Consider the following 17845-nt stretch of genomic DNA (forward strand, 5'->3'; position numbering starts at 1 on the left):
CTCCCGCCCAGCCCATCCTGACCCTGCAACCCACAACCAGAACGGTACCTGATCCGGCTCTTGTGAGAGCAGAGGCTTAGTATGGGGCAGGGAGTTCTTAGACGGATAGGGAGCGCAAATTCCCAGCTCCGAAGATACCTGCGAAGGCAGGTATCCATCTCCTGCTGCTCCCTCATGCACATGGGGAGGCGTTCCGAGATGGACCCCTGCCTGGGGAAATCGTGTCAATGACACGATTTCTTGTCCTCGGCAGCTGCGCAGGGGTCATCTCAGGGAGGAGAGGGGCGTGTCTCAGACCGGCCTTGCATAATAGGCGACGGCATAATCCGGCGTGTAGCGTTTCTCGCCGACGCGGACGAAGCCGAGCCGAGTGTGGAATCTGTGCGAGCCCGGATTGTCCGGGTCTGTGTTCACTTCCGCGCCGAGCCATTGACGGCCGCTGGCGATATCGAAGGCGGCTTCATACAGGCGCTGGCCAAGGCCCTGTCCGCGCGCGACCCCTGATATCGCGATGCGGTCGACATAGAGCAGGTCGCATGCTTGCTCCGCCTGCCACGCCTCGAACCAGCGGAGATTGGCGCTCTCATAGGCCAGCGTGCCAGGCTCGATCAGCGTGATGAAGCCCAGCGGCGCGCCGCCCTCATCTGTCGCGACAAGACAGGTGGACAGATCAATCCAGCGCTTCAGGCCCTCAGCCGAGTTCTCATGCCCCACACCGGGCGTCGAGGCTTGGTTGATGGCGTAGAGGGCAGGGAGGTCAGTGGGGGTGTAGGGACGGATGGGCATGGTGGGGATGTGGGGCATTGGCCGAGGATTGGCAACAGGCTGTGCCGCAAACACGGAACTCATGCTGAGCGGGGCCTGCCCCGGTGAAGGCCGGGGTCGAAGGATGGCGTGGCTAGGAACCGCAACCTCCGCAAGCCCACGCCCAATCCTTCGACTTCGCTCAGGATGAGCGCTAAGGTGAAGCGATGCAGTTCTGGGTCTATCTTCTGCAATGTGCTGATGGGAAATACTATGTCGGCTCCCATCGCGGCGACGATGTTGAGGCGCGCGTGTGGGAACACAATGAAGGTGTTAATCCCAAAGCATTCACGTTCTCGCGTCGTCCGGTGAAACTGCTCTGGTGCGGGGCGTTTGCCGATCCCGCAGAGATGGTGAGTTTCGAACGGCAGATGAAAGGCTGGACGCGCGCCAAGAAGGAGGCCTTTGTGCGCGGGGATTGGGAGAAGCTGAAGGAATTGTCGAAATCGCGGACCGCTCCGCCTGTTCGGGAAAGGGGCCGGTTCTACAAACTGACGCATCCGGGCGGGCCGAAGAACGAAGGCTCATCCTGAGCTAATCGCTGAACTCAATCCGCCCCCTGACCAGACTCATCCTGAGCGAAGTCGAAGGATGATTTGGCTTGGGTTGCGACTTCATCAAGCCCGCGCTCGTGCTTCGACTTCGCTCAGCATGAGCGCTTTAACGGTGACGGTTAGTTTACGCGGTTCGGGGACGGATGAGCATGGGTCTGGTGCGGGGAATAGGCCGAGGATAGGTAACAGGTTGCGCTGCAAACACCGGATTAATCCTGCGCAAAGTCGAAGGATGACCTGCAGAGTTCTTGAAATGTCTGGATCTCAACGTAAAGTAGGCATGTTGTGCAGGCTGGATATAATAAATGATACGATCAACACTGACTCTGATGTTATGCGCTGCATCAATGTTGGCAGCCCTCCCTGAGAAGGCTGTGGCCGAGAATTGGATACCACTCGGTTCGGATTCTAATGGGTCCAAATATTCGATAGATGTAGATTCGATTTCTAGTAAAAGTGACAGGATTGAATTTTGGAGCATGGTTGATGCTTCATCGGACGCAACAGTAAAATATCGCGAACGTAAAACATTACTTAGAATAGACTGTAAGGCTAAACGCCTCGGAACGATTTATAGCGTGACGTACTATCCGAACGGTACGAACGATTCGTATGGCCCTTTCGACTACGCTTCTCTTAGCCCAATCGTTCCTGGAACAATTGGGCAATGGATGCACGAGTTTATTTGCAGCTAGCTCAGCTGCGCGCCACAATAAATGGCCTAATCAATTCTTCCCGAACTTCCGGTCCCGCCCGGCCAGAAGTCTCAGCCGCAGCGCGTTCAGCTTGATGAAGCCTTCGGCGTCTTTCTGGTCGTAGGCGCCGTGGTCGTCTTCGAAGGTGACGATGTCTTCCCGGTACAGAGAATAGGGGCTGGAGCGGCCGGTGAGGTAGGCCTGGCCCTTGTAGAGTTTTAGCGTGACTTCGCCGGTCACCCAGCGCTGGGAATGGTCGATGGCGGCTTGCAGCATTTCGCGCTCCGGGCTCCACCAGAAGCCATTATAGATCAGCTCCGCATAGCGCGGCATCAGCTCGTCTTTCAGATGGGCGGCGCCCTTGTCGAGCGTGGCCTGTTCGATGCCGCGATGCGCGGTCAGCAGGATGGTGCCGCCGGGCGTCTCATAGATGCCGCGGGACTTCATGCCGACGAAACGGTTTTCGAGCAGGTCGAGCCGGCCAATGCCGTGCTTCTTGCCATAGGCGTTCAGCGCGGTGAGCAGCGTGGCGGGCGACATTTCCTCGCCATTGATGGCGATGGCGTCGCCGCGCTCAAAGCCGATCGTGATGGTCTCTGGCTCGTCCGGGGCGTCTTCCGGGCTGATCGTCCGCATATGGACGAATTCCGGAGCGGGCTCGGCCGGGTCTTCGAGGACTTTGCCTTCAGAGGAGGAGTGCAGCAGGTTCGCATCGACGGAGAAGGGGGCCTCGCCGCGCTTGTCCTTGGTGATCTCGATGCCGTGCTGTTCGGCAAAGGCGAGCAGGTCTGTGCGGGACTTGAAATCCCAGTCGCGCCACGGGGCGATGACCTTGATGTCCGGGTTCAGGCCGTAATAGCCAAGCTCGAAGCGGACCTGGTCATTGCCCTTGCCGGTCGCGCCATGACAGACGGCGTCGGCGCCGACCATGTCGGCAATCTCGATCTGGCGCTTGGAGATCAGCGGTCGGGCAATCGAGGTGCCGAGCAAATAGACGCCTTCATAGACGGCATTGGCGCGGAACATGGGGAAGACGAAGTCGCGGACGAATTCCTCGCGCACGTCTTCAATGAAGATGTTCTCCGGCTTCACCCCGGCGGCGAGCGCCTTGGCACGGGCCGGCTCCAGCTCCTCGCCCTGTCCGAGGTCTGCGGTGAATGTGACGACTTCGGCGCCGAATTCCGTCTGCAGCCATTTCAGGATGATGGACGTGTCGAGGCCGCCGGAATAGGCGAGCACGACTTTTTTCGGAGCGGAAACGGACATGAATTTGTACCTTTTTCGGGGACCTGCTGATTGCGGGGATGCAATAGGAGGGAAAGCCCGTGCTGACAAGCGTTGCGCGGGGACCGGGCGTTCACGAGAGTCTCACAAGACTCTTTGGCGGAAGGGATAGTTTGATCCCGGTTAACGCGATATAGTCGGGCCGTTAAGGTTAAGGTAGGCAGCGGGGGGTTAGATAGGGTCATGCTTGAGACGCACATGACAGATCGGCGCGAGCCCGTTTCCGTACTTCCCGAAGCCCTTCGCCGTGCCGTCCTGGACTGCACGGATACGCGCGCCGATGCGCCGCGCCAGAGTGTGGCGGAGGCCTCGTTCCGCGACCGGCTGGAAGCGCGCCGCGCGGTGCGGACCCAGTCCACGCTGGCCATCACATCCGGCATTCATTATCCGACACTGGACGCAGGCCGTACTCGCCCCGCGCCGATGCGGGCGGCCAAGCCGAAGCGGCCTGTGAATGCGGTCACCGAACCGCAGGTGCGTGTCACGCCGATATTGATGCGGGCCGTGTCGTCCATGGGCGGCGCATTGCCTGCGATCACGCTGTCGAATGGTCTGACCCTTGGCGGCGGAGACGGCGATGATGCGTCCGGCATGGGCGCGCGCATGGCCAAGCTGTCGCAGATCATGTTTGCGGGTCTTGCCGTGCTCGGCTTTGCGGGCCTGTCTTTCATGGCGGCTGACAATGCGCTGAATGGCGCTGACGGGGCCGATGGCGACGAGGATGCTGCCGCCGCCGCTGAAACACATGCCGCCCTGAAAGCGGCAACAAGCCAGCGGATCACGTCCAGCCAGGCGTCTGCACTCGCAATGGCGAGCGCCTCCGCGCCCGCCGATGGCACGGCCCAGCCCTGGTTCGACTACAAAGCCATCGCCTCTGACATTGCCGCACGCAATGAAGTGCATAGTGAAGCCCAGCGCGTTGCCGCCGTGGCCGCCTCTGCTGAAGCAGAACGCCGCGCGGCTGCGGCCATTGCCGAGGCAGAAGCGCAGCAACTTGCCGAACAGCAGCGCCTTGCGCGTCTTGCCGAAGCGACACGGCTTGCAGATGCCACTGCCGAGAAGCGCCGCCTTGCCGAGGAAGAAGCCGCACGGGTGGCGCGCATGGAAGCGATCCGTCAAGCCAAACTGGACGCAGAGCAAGCTGCAGCTGCGCGCGCCGAGGCGACGCGCCTTGCCGAACTGGAAGCGCGCCGCATCGCGCATGCGGAGACCGAAGCCTTGAGGCTCGCCAATATCGAAGCTGACCGTCTTGCCGAGGCGCGCCGGGTGGCCGCTGCGGAAGTGCAGGCGCTGCGCGCCCCGGTCCAGTATGTGTCGATGGCGAATGCGGTCAGCTTGCCGGTGGCGCCAACGCCGCAGGTCAAGCCGCTGGTCCGCACACCCAAGGCCCAGCCCGTAACGACCTGGGCAGCGTATAACGGCCCGATGCCAACCACGGCTTCACTGAAGCCGTCAAAGCCACTTGTCCTGGTTGCGCAGACACCCGTCGAACGTGCTGCGCCGCCCGCCCTCAAGCCCAATGGCGCGCATGTTCGCGCGTTTGACCGCCCGCAGCCGGTTCAACAAGCCTCTCAAAAAGTCGAAGCCTTCATGGCCGAACGGGTGCAGCGCACCGCTGATGCGCCCGTATCCGCCGCGGCCCTCGAAACCTTGCAGGCTGAATTCCTGTCTATCGTGAACTCGGCGCAGGATGGCGCGGTTTCCATGATTGCATTGCCACAAGGCGGCCAGATCGAGATCACGGTCGAGCAGACGACCATGCGCGAAGCGAGCCGGCCTGTCCTGAAGACAGTGAATTATTCGGTCAGCGAATACAATGCTGTGCAGCGTTCGGTGACGGCGCAGGTGGATCGCAGTGTTGCCCTGACGTGCCGGGATATTTCCTATGTCATTCCGGGCAAGGAGCGCGGGCGGTTCGCGGCATGTGAGTCGGGCAAGGGCGAGTGGCTGATCTCGCGGGCGAGTGAAGAGTCCAAATCAAGCATCTAGGCGTTTGGCCATGTCCTTGTGATGGCGCTTGGCGCGCTTGATCAGGTGTTTCTCGACCACGCGGAAATTCTTGCGGTGTGACCGGAAGAAGAAGTCGAATACGTCGCCCGCCAGTGGGACAGAGCCGAGGACCACGTCGACGACCAGATTCCAGATAATGTGTATGTGCGCCGTGATGGGCAGTTTCAGCCGGGCCGCGGTGCCAAGGGCATAAAGGCCAGCGGCGCCAGTGACGGCATCGCCTGCGACGGGGATAATGCCGAGCAGGGAATCGAGACCAAACGGCACGCCGGCAATCCTGAAGCGCGTATCCATTAAGTCCGAGAACCGGTCGAAGCCGGCGATCTCGTCGGCGACAGTGCGCCCATTGGGCAGGTGCAGCGATTCTGCTTCTTCCTGGCTGATCCGTGATGGCATGTCATTTGTCCCCTTATTCCAGTGTCACAGTGACCCAATATTGCGCCGCGCGTCAAAGCCTGTTGAATGGCGCGTATGGATGATACGCATGTCTACAAATTGCTGACCGACGACCAATGGCGTGCTGCCGAGGCCTCCGGGGTGACCAATGTGCCGCTGGACCGTGACGATGGTTATGTGCATCTGTCCACGGCGGCGCAGGTCGGCGAAACGGCGGACAAGTATTTCAAGGGTCTCAAGGACGTGCGGCTGGTCCGCTTTCCCGTGGACCGTTTGCCGCCACTCAAATGGGAAACGAGCCGGGGTGGGCAATTGTTCCCGCACCTCTATGGGCGGTTGCAGATTGCCAAGGCCGATGCGGTTTGGCGGCTTGCGCGTGCAGAGAATGGCGCCCCGCTCATGCCAGAGGATTTGAATGATGAGCCTGACTGATCTTGGCGTTGCCGTAATCAAGCTGTTGCCGCCGGAAGCGGCGCACACAACAACGATCCGTCTTCTGAAGGAGCGCCTGGGCGTGCCGGTCAATCCGCCGGCAACCCATCCGACGCTCGCAGTTAAGCTGCCGAAATCAGGACTCGTCCTGTCCGGGCCGGTGGGTCTTGCCGCGGGATTCGACAAGAATTGCGACGTGCCAACCGCCATGTCGAAATTTGGCTTCGGCTTTGTAGAGTGCGGGACCGTCACGCCGAAGCCCCAAGCGGGAAATCCGAAGCCGCGCCTGTTTCGCCTCAGCGCTGACAAGGCCGTCATCAACCGGATGGGGTTCAACAATGAAGGTCTCGACAATTTCGTCGCGAACCTCAAAGTATATTCCGGTGCCGTGCCACTCGGCGCGAATGTCGGGGCGAACAAGGTGAGTGATGACCGCATCGCGGATTATGTGCACGGCATCGAGTCCGTTGCGCCCCATGCGGACTATATCACGGTCAATATTTCCTCGCCCAACACACCGGGCCTGCGCGGCTTGCAGGACAAGGCATCGCTCGAAGCTTTGCTGATGGCGTGCGGCGCGGCTGAGCGCGCCGGCAAGCCGGTCTTCCTGAAAGTGGCGCCGGATCTCGACCCGGAAGCCATTACAGATATCTGCGGCGTTGTGCGCGGACCGGGCGCATGGCTGTCCGGCCTGATCATTTCCAACACGACGATTGCGCGACCGGACAGCCTGAAGAGTGCTGACAAGGGTGAGGCGGGGGGGCTATCTGGCGCGCCCCTCATGAATCCCTCCACGGACGTGCTGGCAAGTTTCGCGCGTGAACTGAAGGGTGAGTTTGATCTGATCGGGGCAGGCGGCATTGCCAGCGGGGCCGATGCCTATCGCAAGATTCGGGCAGGGGCCCATGCGGTCCAGCTTTATTCTGCGATGATTTATGAAGGGCCCGGTCTGGCCGAACAGATCAATCGCGAACTTGTCCGCCTGTTGCAGGCGGACGGTTTCACGACGTTGGCTGATGCGGTCGGGAAAGATCTCTGAACAGGCGCGGCACATAGGCGCCGAGGGCGGCCGCACGAAACACATACATTGTCAGAAAAGCTGCCCAGACACCGGTATTGCCCCAGGCCGGACGCAGCAGCATGTCGGCGCCGAGATAGAGCACAGCTGAGATGACTCCCGCATTCCGCAGGGCGCGGCCTTGGGTCGTGCCAAGGAAGAGCCCGTCCAGCTGCCACGCAGCGATGCCGAGCAGGGGGACAGCGGCGCACCACGGAAGATAGGCCAGCGTTGCGGCGCGCGCCTCCGGATCACGAATGAAGGTTTCGATCACCCAGCCGCCGCCGAAAAGATAAAGCAGCGAGATCGCTGCGCCGGAGACAAGGGCGAACTCTGTTGTCAGGCGCATGGCCCGGGCAAGCCGTTTGCCGTCGCGCGCCCCATAGGCTTCACCAGCTTCTTTCTCCGCCACGAAGGCAAATCCGTCCAATACAAAGGCGGCGACGGTAATGAACTGGAGCAGGACTTCATTGCCGGCCGTCACCGCAGTGGAGATCAGCGTGCCGGAGCGGACAAACCAGGCAAAGCAGAAGACCAGCGCCAATGTGCGGATCATGATATCGCGATTGGCCGCAAACAGCGCGGTGAGCTTGTCCCGGTCCAGCAGGCGGGCATGGCCGCGGAAGGCAGGCGCGACAAGGATAAGGCCGAAGATCAGCGCGACCCATTCCGCGATGGCTGTGCCCGCACCAATCCCTGTCGGGCCCCAGTCGAGGCCCGCGACGAACCATGCATCGAGCCCGGCATTGGTGCCGTTCATCACGATCTGGAAGGCGAGCATCTGGCCGGTCTTGCCCGTACCAAGCATCCAGCCAGTGACGGCGAGGCCCATCAGATAAGCGGGCGCGCCCCAGATGCGTGCATTGAAATAGCCCTTGGCAAGGGACTCGACGGTCTGAGTCCCTTCGAAGGCCGCGAACGTGCCTATCTTCAGAAGAGGAGAGAGCAGGAAAAGCGCCACTCCGATCGCGCCACCCAGCATGAGTGCGCGCAGGAGGATGGCGCGGGATTCTGCCGTGTCGTGTTGACCATTGGCCTGCGCGGTCAGGCCTGTGGTCGACATACGCAGGAAGCCGAAGCCCCAATAGATGAAACTGTAGGCCACAGCCGCGATGGCGACAGCCGCAAGATCTGCCTTGTCCCCGAACCGGCCCATGATGGCCGTATCAACAACGCCCGTCGTGGCGGTCGCGGCTTGCGCCAGAATGATCGGCACGGCGAGGGAAATGACTTTTCCGCGGGTCAGCATGCCCGCCCGCTTAGCGTGATTGCCGGGTCGGGGCGAGGCCTATTCCGGGTGCAGCGCTGTATAGAGTTCACGCGTCTCAGGCAGCGCTATCAGGAGATAGAGCGGGAACGCGGCAGTGATTAGGATCAATACAACAGGCACGAAGCGTGCGGCTTCGGGCAGGCGCAGCTCGTCCTGAATGGCCGACACGCATGTCAGCATCAGGCTTGCGAGGGCCAGCCCGGCAAGCGTGTCGCTCGGCCAGTGCGCACCAAGATAGATTCGAGAGACGGCGATCATGATGGCGAGCACACCAAAGGCCAAAGCGAGGAGCCGGCCGGGAAGCTTGCGGAATACAGCAAGTGCGAGCAGGGCCAATGCGCCATAGATAAGTGCTGAATTGGTGGCATGCCCGCTCGGGAAGCTGAAGGATTCAACGCCGCCATAGAGATCGACTGTGGGTCGGGGACGGGCGATCGTCATCTTCAGAAATTTCACGATGAGCGGCATCAGTGTGAAGGCCGTGCCAAAGAGCAGGGCCTCACGCCACGCCTTTGCAGCCAGCAGGGCCACGACAGTCGTGAAAGCCACGAAGACAAGAAAGCGGGTGTTCCCGAGCGCCGTGACGGCGAGCATCAGCAGGTTCAGTGTTTCGGTGCGAAGGGCGGGCACTGCGTCCGTGATGGCACGATCAAACGCATCAAGCGGCCAGAGGCCGGCCTCGCCCAAAGCGAGACCGGCGAATACAAGCAGGCTGAGACTGGCGCACAGCCATTGCGTTCGGGATAATTGCATGAGGTCTGAATGCCTCACACATCATTCGGTTCCAAGCCCTAGCGGCGGTTCATCACCATCTGGAATATATCGTCCACGGCATTGCCGTCGCCATCTGCATCGAGAAGGCCGCCGAGCATACCCATCGCGCCGGTCTGGGCCTGAGCCGTGGATTGTCCTCCCAGAAGGCCGCCCAGCAATCCGCCGATACCGCCTTGCGCAGGTTGAGGCTGCTGGCCGTTCAACATGCCGGCAAATGCGCCCGCCATGTCAGGCTTCTTGGTCTGCTTGGAAAGCGAGGCCATTGCCATGGACGCAACCATGGGCAGGACGGATTTCAGGACCTGTTCGCTGAGGCCGGTTTTCTGGGCAGCCTGCGCGGCGACCGCTCGGCTGGTGTCCTTAGACCCGAGCAAATGGCCGAGAATAGCATTGCCATCGGCGATGGCGTTCGGTTGAGCCAGAGATTCCGGCTGGTCGAGATATTGCTCATGCTGGCCATTCTGCAGCGCGCCGAGCAGGGATTGGAGCCCGCCGGGCTGTTGGACATTACGCTGAAGACCACCTGCGATGGCTGGTAACAGGGCCCTGATGGCCGCTTGCGCCATGTCCGGCTGCAGGCCAGTCTGCTGCCCTACCTGTTGTACGGCAGCGCCATTATTCGTTTGTGTCAGCATGTCAAAAAGGTTGATCCCAGCCATTCCCGTCTCCGTTCAGATTAACTTGGATCATGCGTAACAATCGATTGTTGAACGCAAGATGACTGGACCGGTGGGAATGTCAGCTGGGTTGAAAAGCGCAGTCTATACCGGGTCGCGGGCGCGGAAGATTTCTTCGTCCAGTTCGCCCTCCCATTTCGCCACCGCCGTCGCAACGGTGAGATCGCCCGTCACATTGGTGACGGTGCGCATCATGTCGAGGATGCGGTCGAACGGGAACAGGACGGCGATGACGACCACAATCTGTTCCGGCGTGGCCCCGATCACGCTGAGCGTAGTGGCGGCAAGGAACAGGCTGACTGAGGGAATGCCGGCTGTGCCGATCGAGACGAGCGTCGCCATCAGGATGATGGTGAGATACATGCCCGCCGTCATTGGGGTGCCCATGGCCTGGGCCGCGAACAGGGCAATCACGCCCTGATAGAGTGCGGTGCCGTCCATGTTGATCGTCGCGCCGAGCGGCAGGACGGAAGAGGCGACCGGCTTGCCAATGCCCAGGTTTTCCCGCGCACAGGAAATCGTCATGGGCAGTGTGGCATTCGAGGAAGATGTCGAGAAGGCGACGGCCTGCGCGTCGACCGCGCCGCGGAAGAAGGGGATCAGGGGCAGGCGCAAGCCGCCCCGAATGATCAGGCCGTAGGTGATGGCGATATGCAGGATGCAGGCGAGATAATGGGTGAGCGTCAGCTTGCCGAGGAAGACGAGGATATCGAGCCCGCGTTCTCCTAGTACCCAGGCCATCAATGCGAAGACGCCAATCGGTGCCGTCTCCATGACGATCAGGGTCAGCTTCATGACCGCCTCGGCAGCGCTGTTGATGACATTTGCGAGCGGCTTGCCGGCCTCGCCGGTCATCAGGATACCAATGCCGAGCATAATCGCGAAGAAGATGATCTGGAGCACGTCGCCATTGGCCAGCGATTCAACCGGATTGGTCGGGATAATGGACAGTAGTGTGTTCATGAGCTGCTCACCGACACTGCCCGGCTGCGGGTTCGCATCGAGCCGGGCTTTTGCCTCGGCGATGTCCGCGGCTGAGGCAATCGACAGATCGAAACCGGCACCGGGCTGGATCAGCGTGCCCATGAGCAGGCCGAAGCTGACGGCGATGACCGTGGTGCCCATATACATGAGCAGGGCGCGGCCGCCGAGGCTGCCGAGCTTTTTGGGATCGCCCATGGCCAGCACGCCGGACAGCAGCGTGGTGAAGATCAGCGGCACAACCAGCATTTTGATGAGGTTGATGAAGGCATCGCCGATGGGCTTGGCCCAGGCGGAGACATTGGCACTGGCCGCTTCCGGGCCGAGGCCATAGCGAAGGCCAAGGCCGACGATTGCGCCCAGAACCAGTCCTGCGATCACCCGTTTCCAGAGATCAATGCCAAACCACCATTTCATAAGCTGCTCCTGCCCCGTCTGTAGCGCCCGACGGTAGGGCGCGCTGCAGGGGAAGGCAATCGCACGGTGCGCATTCCTGCAGCTTGCCAGCCGGATGATGAAAAGCCTATCAGGCAGGATGCAGCCTTCCCTGCTCTCCTTGCCGATTGATGATGTGCTGGCCGAAATATGCGCGGGCCTGCGCGACCATGCGCGGCTTGTGCTCGCGGCGCCGCCCGGCGCAGGCAAGACGACGCGCGTACCCTTGGCGCTGGCGGGCCTGCTCGGCGAAGCTCCCATCATTGACCGCAAGATCATTATGCTGGAGCCACGGCGCATTGCGGCGCGCATGGCGGCGCAGCAAATGGCGAATTCTCTTGGAGAGAAGCTCGGCCAGTCGGTCGGCCTGACGACAAGGGTGGACCGGAAAGTGTCTGCGGCGACGCGGGTGGAGGTGATTACGGATGGCCTGTTCACGCGGCGCATCCTTTCCGACCCGGAATTGGCAGGCGTCGGCGCGGTGATCTTTGACGAATTCCACGAGCGTAGGCTGAATTCGGATTTGGGACTGACGCTGGCGATGGAAGCCCAGGGCGCTTTGCGCGACGATCTGAGAATCCTGATCATGTCGGCCACGCTCGATACGGAAAAGGTATCCAGCGTGCTCGGGGCTCCAGTCGTGGAGAGTCAGGGGCGGCAATATCCCGTGGAGTCGAAATATCTCGGCCGGTCGCAGGATCGGATCGAAGAACGTATGGCAGCTGCTGTGCGCAAGGCGCTGCGCGAAGAGGAGGGCTCGATCCTCGCCTTCCTGCCCGGCGCGCGGGAAATCCAGCGAACGGCCGAACAGCTAGAGACCGTGCCTGACAATGTGCGCGTGGCCCCTCTGTTCGGCGCATTGAGCCCGGCAGAGCAGGATGCGGCCGTGTCATCGGCGCCGGAAGGAATGCGCAAGATTGTGCTGGCGACGGATATTGCGGAGAGCGCGCTGACGATTGAGGGCGTGCGGATCGTGATCGATTCCGGCCTTTCGCGGGTGGCGGAAGATGCGGTTGGCGGTCTCGGGACGCGCCTGTCGACGGTAAAGGCCTCGCGCGCCTCCGTTGACCAGCGGCGCGGCCGGGCGGGCCGCCTGTCACCGGGCGTCTGTTATCGGTTATGGGATGAGGCGGCGACACGGGGCCTGATGGCCGCGCCGGTGCCGGAAATTCTGAAAAGTGATCTCTCCGGGCTCGTTCTTACGCTCGCAGAATGGGGCGAGCGCGATGCCGCGCGCCTGACCTGGATGGATGCACCGCCGGCTGGACGATTGAGGGCTGCGCAGGATCTGCTCTCGACGCTGGGCGCCATTGATGAAACGGGCGCGTTGACGGCGCTTGGCTCTGAAATGGCCCGTCTGCCCTTACCGCCCCGGCTGGGCGCCCTGGTGGCGAGCGCGCCGAACGCCGAAGCGCGCGCGCTGGCCGCGGAGATTGCAGCCCTTGCCGGGGAACGGGGCATGGGCGGGAACTCGCCGGATCTGCGCGACCGGCTGGCCGGGTTCCGCCGCGATGGCTCGCCACGCGCCCGCAGCCTGAAGGCGCAGGCGAAAAGCTGGGGGAAGGGGGCTGCGCCGGGCGGGGATATGGCGAAACTGCTGGCGCGCGCCTGGCCGGACCAGATTGCCCGCAAGCGCCCCGGCAGTGCGGGCAGCTACCTCATGGCGTCTGGACGCGCAGCCATGCTGCCGGAGACCGACGCGCTGGCGAAGCAGGACTGGCTGGTGATTGCAGACCTTGGCGGCGCGGCCAAAGAGGCGCGGATTTCGCTGGCCGTGCCGATTTCCGAGGCGGAAGCGCTGGAAATTGGCGGCATCGTCTCCGAAGACCGGGCCAGTTTCGACTCGAAGACCGGAAAATTTGCCGCGCGGCGGGTGAAGGCGCTCGGCGCGATCGTCCTGTCGGAAAGTCCGCTGCCAAAGCCGAGCCCGACTGTCGCCGCGCGCGCGATGCTGGAAGCGATCGCGGAAGAGGGCTTCGAAGCCATCGGCGCAGGCGATGTGGTGCACGAGACTCTGGCCCGGATTGCGATGCTTGAAATGGCCGGGTGCCTGGATGAAACGGGTTGGAATATAGAAAAACTGGTTGAAACGGCGAAAGACTGGTTGTTCCCCCTGTTGAAACGAAAAGGTGCGCACGTGCCTGCGCGGCCTGCGGTGCGGGAGGCCCTGATCGCCACGCTCGACTGGCAGGTGCAGGAGGCGCTGCGCAAGGAGGCACCGCTCAGCCTGTCGTTGCCCTCCGGCCAAACGGCGCGGGTCGATTATCTCGATGATCGCGCGCCGCTCATATCTGCGCGGGCGCAGGCTTTTTATGGGTTGGGTGACCACCCGAAACTGGCTTCGGGGCGGGTGCCGGTAACCGTGGAAATGCTATCGCCGGGCATGAAGCCTGTCGCCACGACACAGGATCTCGGCCGGTTCTGGGGGGCGGGCTATCTGGACATGGCCAAGGACATGCGTGGACGCTATCCGAAGCATGACTGGCCGGCCGATCCCGCCTCCGCAAAGGCCCATGAAGGGCGCACAAAGAAAAGATTGTAAGGAACCGGGCGGGGGAGGTGGCGTTTCTGTTTGCATAGTCACTTATGGAGACGACGATGAAAATCGCCAGCCTGACAATGATTTCTGCCGCAATGGCAGCCCTGGCGGCCCAAGCAGAATTGCCCGCTCCGCCGCAGGAGCCGGTCACGTATGAAACGGCCCCCGCTGCCTGCGCTGTCGAGGAATTCACGATCTATTTCGAGCGGGGTGTTACCCAGCTTGGCGATCAGGCTGAAGCGGTTCTGGATGCTGTGGCTGCGGATTCAGCTCAGTGTGAATACTTCCGGATTGAAGTCGCCGGCCATGCAGATGCGACCGGTCCGGAAGACGTCAATCAGCGTGTTTCCGAGGACCGTGCCAAAGCTGTCATGGCTGCTCTGGAAGCCCGCCGGATTTCTGCTGAGCAGATTGGTGTCATGCCGAAAGGCGAGGCCAGCGCCTATGCGGCCAATGGCCTGGTCGAGCCGTTGAACCGGAAAGCGACGGTGCGCCTCGTTCCGGTCTCGGCAAGCTCGCGGGATTCCTAGAAGTTCCTAATGAGGGCGGCTCTCGGATGAGTCGCCCCATTCCATGCCCATATTCTTCTTCATCCAGTCTGCAAATGTTGCAGGCTTTTCGAGTGTCTTGGGGTCGAGTGTTCCGTAAGCGACGAGCGGACCATCGCGACCCTCAAGCCGGACGCCTTTGACGCGCTGTGTGCCTTCGGTCCAGTCGGCATGAGTGGAGGGATCGAGCAACAGCATGACCTGCTGGCCGCCTTTGCCCTCTTCATCCCGGCCAAAGACCAGGCCGTATACTTTCTCCCGACCGAACAGCCCATGGCTGGATGCCTGGCGTTTGCCGTCCAGCAGGACTTCATCCCAGAGCAGGTTCCGTCGCCATTGAAGGACGTGCATCTGCTCATCTTTCACGATCTTGATATCAACATGGTGCAGGGACAGGCGAACGATCTCGGCGTGCATGGCTAATCTCCAAATTATCGAAAAACGATAATGTCAATTGTGCGCAGCGTCAAGGCGTCTCGAATGGGCAGGGGGATTGGTAGGTTACTGCCGCGTCGGTGCCCGGATGGCGGAAGATCAACTCGGTCGCGTGCAAGTGCAGCCGGGAGGTCATGTACAAGGCATCATCATGGGCATAGAGGTCATCACCCAGGATTGGATGCCCCAGCGCGGCAAGATGGACGCGGAGCTGGTGAGTTCGACCGGTGAGGGGTGTCAGCTGAACCCGTGCAGCTTGTGCGTGGCGCGTCAGGACCTGAAATCTGGTCTGGCTCGGCTTTCCTGTTTCATGGTCCACTTTCTGGCGAGGCCGGTTGGGCCAGTCATTCATAAGCGGCAAGTCAATCAGGCCGGCATCCTCGACGGGCGGCTGCCAAACATCGGCGAGGTAGGTCTTGTGCACACGACCTTGTTCAAATTCAGCGGACAATGCGCGCTGCACATGCTTGGATCTGGCAAACAGCAACAAGCCACTCGTCGACATGTCCAGGCGGTGGACGGTCAGCGCGTCGGGATAGGTTTGCTGGATACGTGTGCGCGCGCAGTCGGCCTTGTCCGGACCACGCCCTGGAACAGAGAGCAGTTCGGCCGGTTTGTCCGCGACGATCAGCCAGTCATCGACATGAAGGATCGTCGGCATTTCGGCCGGGGGTGTGTAGGGGGATGTCAAACCAATCCTGCTCCGTTGGAACCAGACCCCCACACATACGTTTGCAGGGGGACGCCTTCGCTCTGGGGGCTGACTGATAAAGGAGTTATGGAAATGAAAAAGCCACTTATTGCAATTCTGTTCGGTCTTGGCGCATTCGGTCTCGCAGCCTGCGACACCAATGAAGGCCCTGCTGAAGAACTCGGTGAAGAAATTGACGACGCTGCAGACGAACTCGAAGACGAAACCAACTAATCCGGTTTCTCTCGATAAAGAAAAGCCAGCCTTTCGGGGCTGGCTTTTTTTTGGCTGTTTCGGGTGGGCGTTTCTAGCTGGAGCGCGCCGATGCGGCTGTTAACTCGGCTTTCTGGCGATTGATGTTCTTGGCTTCCGCAAAACTCTTCGCATCCAGATCCATCACGTCGACGATTTCGCGCGTGGTCGGGTTGAAGAGCGCGATACGGTGGCCGAACCGTACGGTCTGGAGGTTCGGCTTTTTCAGGGAACTCTCGAGAATAATTGGAAACTCAGCACTCGTCGCAGGGACTTTTACAGGCAGTATCATACCGGGCACGATGGAATCTTCCAGCGGCGACGCGCTGAGACAGATGCCACGTTTCTCAATGCCAATCTCGCAGTCGCGCCCCTGAAGGGAGAAGTCGCGATCATAGATGGCAAAGTCGGCTTTCTGAAAATGATCCACCGGCGTCACGTCAGGCCGGGGCAGGCTCGGCTGCAGTACTACAGCCATAAAGTAGAAACAATGGTTTCGGGGGTCATGGTGTCCATCCAGCTATCTGGTGGACCAATGCATTCAACCCGGCTTGGTTCCCGCAAATGTGTCGGGACGTGTCATTCCTGCGGCGGAAGTGTGAGGCGGAAGACTGAGCCTGTGGGGCCGGTTTCAGCCAAGATCAACTCGCCGCCCATGGCTCGGGCCAGCTCTCTCGCGATGACAAGCCCAAGTCCGCTGCCCGTTTGCCGGGTCGTGCCGGCAAAGGGGGTGAACAGGTTCGCCGCGGCCTTCTCCGGCATGCCGGGACCCGTGTCGGAAAAGACTATTTCATTCGTCTCTAGGCTGACGAAGATGCGGGAAGGGTTAGACCCGGCCGCTGACATGGCTTCGGCGGCATTGCGGATCAGGTTCGCGGCAATGCGGTGCAGGTGGTCAGGATCGGCCATCACATGTTCCAGCATATGAACATTGTTGACGAACTCGACCGATGGCCAGGCGGCGAGCGCTTCGTCAGCGGCCTCATCAAGCGCCTGTTGCAGTTCAACCCGTTCCAGTTCGGCCGGTTGGGGCGTTGCCTTGCCATAGTCCAGTGTTTCGGTTGCCAGCGTGATTGCACGGGTGAGCGCGCGCTCAAGGCGGGGCGCAGCCTTCTGTACACGTACGTCTTCTGATCGGGCCAGGGAGTCAGAGACCAGCTGAGCAGACGCAAGTGAGTTGCGGAGATCATGGTTGATCTTGGCGACTGCGGTACCAAGTTCGGCCAAGTGAGAGCGTTGCCGGAAGCTTTCAGCCACGGCGCTCTCCATGTCGGCCAGCGCATTCTGGGCCCTGCCGATTTCGTCGCGCCGTTTGGTGTGAGGCAAGCGACGGGTCCATGAGCCGGGATCCATCCTGAATTGTTCGACGCTCAGCGTAACCCGCTGCATGGGACGCACGACCAGGAGGTGGAGCAAGACATAGATGATCGTGGCGGCGGCAAGTGCGATCAGCAGGGAAAGAGCGGCAATGCGGCGTGCATAGGCCAACAGCGCGGATTTCATCGGCGCGTGCGGCATCAGAACTTCGATGACCCGGTCTTCGTTCACGCCCTGCGCGGTGACGACCAGCACACGGTCATCCGGTGCGAAGAACGCGCCAAACGTATTGGCGACACGGTTCGTGGATGTTGCCTCTCGCAGGTCGAGCATATGCATGTCGCCATCCAGAGGCATTTGGGCAGGCAATAGCTGGAAACGCATGTCGTCTTCCATTTCGGTGACGGCCCAGACTTCGGCATATTTGAGGAGCTCTGCCGACAATTCTTCGGAAACTGATCGGTCCGGCGCGGCTTCGAGCGCGAGGGATGCGATCCGGGCGGCTTCAACGCGTTCGGTCAGCCAGCTCGTGCGGAACCCAGATGCGCTTGGCACAAAGATGAAGGCTTCGACCACCAGAATGGCGAGTATGGTCAGGCCAAACAATCGAAATGAGAGGCTGTCGAACCAGCGCGCCCCGGCGCGGGTTTTCGTCAGAGCCGGCAGGGGCAGGTCGGCGGTGTCGTTCACACCG

Annotated in this window: 19 protein-coding genes; 8 read left to right on the forward strand and 11 right to left on the reverse strand. The window is 61.3% G+C overall.

Features of this window, described 5'->3' with window-relative positions:
* Window positions 1-291: 291 nt before the first annotated feature.
* A complete protein-coding gene (locus tag L53_RS15495; protein WP_051608041.1) occupies window positions 292-849 on the reverse strand; it encodes a GNAT family N-acetyltransferase in 558 nt (185 codons plus the stop codon).
* Between the two features lie 122 nt (window positions 850-971).
* Between L53_RS15495 and L53_RS15500 the strand changes: the two genes are divergently transcribed.
* On the forward strand, window positions 972-1337 hold the full coding sequence (locus L53_RS15500; RefSeq protein ID WP_084333535.1) for a GIY-YIG nuclease family protein: 366 nt from the start codon (window positions 972-974) through the stop codon (window positions 1335-1337).
* A 368-nt stretch (window positions 1338-1705) separates the two neighbouring features.
* On the forward strand, window positions 1706-2053 hold the full coding sequence (locus L53_RS17805) for a surface-adhesin E family protein (RefSeq protein WP_369794187.1): 348 nt from the start codon (window positions 1706-1708) through the stop codon (window positions 2051-2053).
* A 30-nt stretch (window positions 2054-2083) separates the two neighbouring features.
* On the opposite strand, the gene L53_RS15505 is transcribed toward L53_RS17805, so the two are convergent.
* Window positions 2084-3319 (reverse strand): argininosuccinate synthase, encoded by a 1236-nt coding sequence (locus L53_RS15505; protein WP_034817494.1) that lies wholly within the window; start codon window positions 3317-3319, stop codon window positions 2084-2086.
* Between the two features lie 216 nt (window positions 3320-3535).
* Here L53_RS15505 and L53_RS16650 point away from each other — a divergent pair, with 216 nt between their 5' ends.
* A complete protein-coding gene (locus L53_RS16650) occupies window positions 3536-5326 on the forward strand; it encodes a hypothetical protein (protein ID WP_156947953.1) in 1791 nt (596 codons plus the stop codon).
* Here L53_RS16650 and L53_RS15515 read toward each other — a convergent pair.
* Window positions 5315-5743 (reverse strand): DUF4112 domain-containing protein, encoded by a 429-nt coding sequence (locus L53_RS15515; protein WP_084333537.1) that lies wholly within the window; start codon window positions 5741-5743, stop codon window positions 5315-5317. The genes L53_RS16650 and L53_RS15515 overlap by 12 nt on opposite strands.
* Window positions 5744-5809: 66 nt before the next feature.
* Here L53_RS15515 and L53_RS15520 point away from each other — a divergent pair, with 66 nt between their 5' ends.
* Together L53_RS15520 and L53_RS15525 are read left to right on the forward strand one after the other, a co-directional pair.
* A complete protein-coding gene (locus L53_RS15520) occupies window positions 5810-6175 on the forward strand; it encodes a DUF952 domain-containing protein (RefSeq protein WP_233347876.1) in 366 nt (121 codons plus the stop codon).
* Window positions 6162-7214, forward strand: coding sequence for a quinone-dependent dihydroorotate dehydrogenase (locus L53_RS15525; RefSeq protein ID WP_034817496.1), 1053 nt, complete (start codon window positions 6162-6164; stop codon window positions 7212-7214). Before L53_RS15520 ends, L53_RS15525 begins: the two co-directional genes overlap by 14 nt.
* On the opposite strand, the gene L53_RS15530 is transcribed toward L53_RS15525, so the two are convergent.
* From L53_RS15530 to L53_RS15545, 4 genes are all read right to left on the reverse strand, one after another.
* A complete protein-coding gene (locus tag L53_RS15530) occupies window positions 7177-8481 on the reverse strand; it encodes an MATE family efflux transporter (RefSeq protein WP_034817499.1) in 1305 nt (434 codons plus the stop codon). The genes L53_RS15525 and L53_RS15530 overlap by 38 nt on opposite strands.
* A 39-nt stretch (window positions 8482-8520) precedes the next feature.
* Window positions 8521-9255 carry a phosphatase PAP2 family protein gene (locus tag L53_RS16655; protein WP_051608043.1) on the reverse strand — a complete coding sequence of 245 codons (735 nt, stop codon included), beginning with the start codon at window positions 9253-9255 and terminating at the stop codon, window positions 8521-8523.
* Between the two features lie 38 nt (window positions 9256-9293).
* Window positions 9294-9935, reverse strand: coding sequence for a DUF937 domain-containing protein (locus L53_RS15540; protein ID WP_034817502.1), 642 nt, complete (start codon window positions 9933-9935; stop codon window positions 9294-9296).
* 102 nt (window positions 9936-10037) lie between these two features.
* Entirely contained in the window at window positions 10038-11351 is a 1314-nt protein-coding gene (locus L53_RS15545) for a dicarboxylate/amino acid:cation symporter (protein WP_034817505.1), read from the reverse strand.
* 118 nt (window positions 11352-11469) lie between these two features.
* On the opposite strand from L53_RS15545, the gene hrpB reads away from it, so the two are divergent.
* Window positions 11470-13911, forward strand: a complete 2442-nt coding sequence (hrpB, locus tag L53_RS15550; RefSeq protein ID WP_034817508.1) for an ATP-dependent helicase HrpB — start codon at window positions 11470-11472, stop codon at window positions 13909-13911.
* A gap of 56 nt (window positions 13912-13967) precedes the next feature.
* Window positions 13968-14438: an OmpA family protein gene (locus tag L53_RS15555; protein WP_198019833.1), complete on the forward strand. Its 471-nt coding sequence runs from the start codon at window positions 13968-13970 to the stop codon at window positions 14436-14438.
* A gap of 6 nt (window positions 14439-14444) precedes the next feature.
* Here L53_RS15555 and L53_RS15560 read toward each other — a convergent pair whose 3' ends face one another.
* A complete protein-coding gene (locus tag L53_RS15560) occupies window positions 14445-14873 on the reverse strand; it encodes a hypothetical protein (RefSeq protein WP_034817515.1) in 429 nt (142 codons plus the stop codon).
* A gap of 49 nt (window positions 14874-14922) precedes the next feature.
* The gene (locus tag L53_RS15565) at window positions 14923-15582 is read right to left on the reverse strand and encodes a pseudouridine synthase (RefSeq protein ID WP_034817518.1); all 660 of its coding nucleotides are present in this window, start codon (window positions 15580-15582) and stop codon (window positions 14923-14925) included.
* 93 nt (window positions 15583-15675) lie between these two features.
* Here L53_RS15565 and L53_RS17190 point away from each other — a divergent pair, with 93 nt between their 5' ends.
* Entirely contained in the window at window positions 15676-15816 is a 141-nt protein-coding gene (locus tag L53_RS17190) for a hypothetical protein (protein ID WP_198019834.1), read from the forward strand.
* Between the two features lie 73 nt (window positions 15817-15889).
* Here L53_RS17190 and L53_RS15570 read toward each other — a convergent pair whose 3' ends face one another.
* Window positions 15890-16312: a hypothetical protein gene (locus L53_RS15570; protein ID WP_034817521.1), complete on the reverse strand. Its 423-nt coding sequence runs from the start codon at window positions 16310-16312 to the stop codon at window positions 15890-15892.
* A 101-nt stretch (window positions 16313-16413) separates the two neighbouring features.
* Window positions 16414-17841 (reverse strand): HAMP domain-containing sensor histidine kinase, encoded by a 1428-nt coding sequence (locus L53_RS15575; protein ID WP_233347877.1) that lies wholly within the window; start codon window positions 17839-17841, stop codon window positions 16414-16416.
* Window positions 17842-17845: the final 4 nt, after the last annotated feature.

This window comes from Hyphomonas sp. L-53-1-40, assembly GCF_000682775.1.
Lineage (GTDB): Bacteria > Pseudomonadota > Alphaproteobacteria > Caulobacterales > Hyphomonadaceae > Hyphomonas.

Bases quoted from the DNA above. Each gene is read 5' to 3' on its own strand.
- L53_RS15495 (WP_051608041.1), bottom strand. From the start codon at position 849: ATGAGTTCCGTGTTTGCGGCACAGCCTGTTGCCAATCCTCGGCCAATG.
- L53_RS15500 (WP_084333535.1), top strand. From the start codon at position 972: ATGCAGTTCTGGGTCTATCTTCTGCAATGTGCTGATGGGAAATACTAT.
- L53_RS17805 (WP_369794187.1), top strand. From the start codon at position 1,706: ATGTTGGCAGCCCTCCCTGAGAAGGCTGTGGCCGAGAATTGGATACCA.
- L53_RS15505 (WP_034817494.1), bottom strand. From the start codon at position 3,319: ATGTCCGTTTCCGCTCCGAAAAAAGTCGTGCTCGCCTATTCCGGCGGC.
- L53_RS16650 (WP_156947953.1), top strand. From the start codon at position 3,536: ATGACAGATCGGCGCGAGCCCGTTTCCGTACTTCCCGAAGCCCTTCGC.
- L53_RS15515 (WP_084333537.1), bottom strand. From the start codon at position 5,743: ATGCCATCACGGATCAGCCAGGAAGAAGCAGAATCGCTGCACCTGCCC.
- L53_RS15520 (WP_233347876.1), top strand. From the start codon at position 5,810: ATGGCGCGTATGGATGATACGCATGTCTACAAATTGCTGACCGACGAC.
- L53_RS15525 (WP_034817496.1), top strand. From the start codon at position 6,162: ATGAGCCTGACTGATCTTGGCGTTGCCGTAATCAAGCTGTTGCCGCCG.
- L53_RS15530 (WP_034817499.1), bottom strand. From the start codon at position 8,481: ATGCTGACCCGCGGAAAAGTCATTTCCCTCGCCGTGCCGATCATTCTG.
- L53_RS16655 (WP_051608043.1), bottom strand. From the start codon at position 9,255: ATGCAATTATCCCGAACGCAATGGCTGTGCGCCAGTCTCAGCCTGCTT.
- L53_RS15540 (WP_034817502.1), bottom strand. From the start codon at position 9,935: ATGGCTGGGATCAACCTTTTTGACATGCTGACACAAACGAATAATGGC.
- L53_RS15545 (WP_034817505.1), bottom strand. From the start codon at position 11,351: ATGAAATGGTGGTTTGGCATTGATCTCTGGAAACGGGTGATCGCAGGA.
- hrpB (WP_034817508.1), top strand. From the start codon at position 11,470: ATGCAGCCTTCCCTGCTCTCCTTGCCGATTGATGATGTGCTGGCCGAA.
- L53_RS15555 (WP_198019833.1), top strand. From the start codon at position 13,968: ATGAAAATCGCCAGCCTGACAATGATTTCTGCCGCAATGGCAGCCCTG.
- L53_RS15560 (WP_034817515.1), bottom strand. From the start codon at position 14,873: ATGCACGCCGAGATCGTTCGCCTGTCCCTGCACCATGTTGATATCAAG.
- L53_RS17190 (WP_198019834.1), top strand. From the start codon at position 15,676: ATGAAAAAGCCACTTATTGCAATTCTGTTCGGTCTTGGCGCATTCGGT.
- L53_RS15570 (WP_034817521.1), bottom strand. From the start codon at position 16,312: ATGGCTGTAGTACTGCAGCCGAGCCTGCCCCGGCCTGACGTGACGCCG.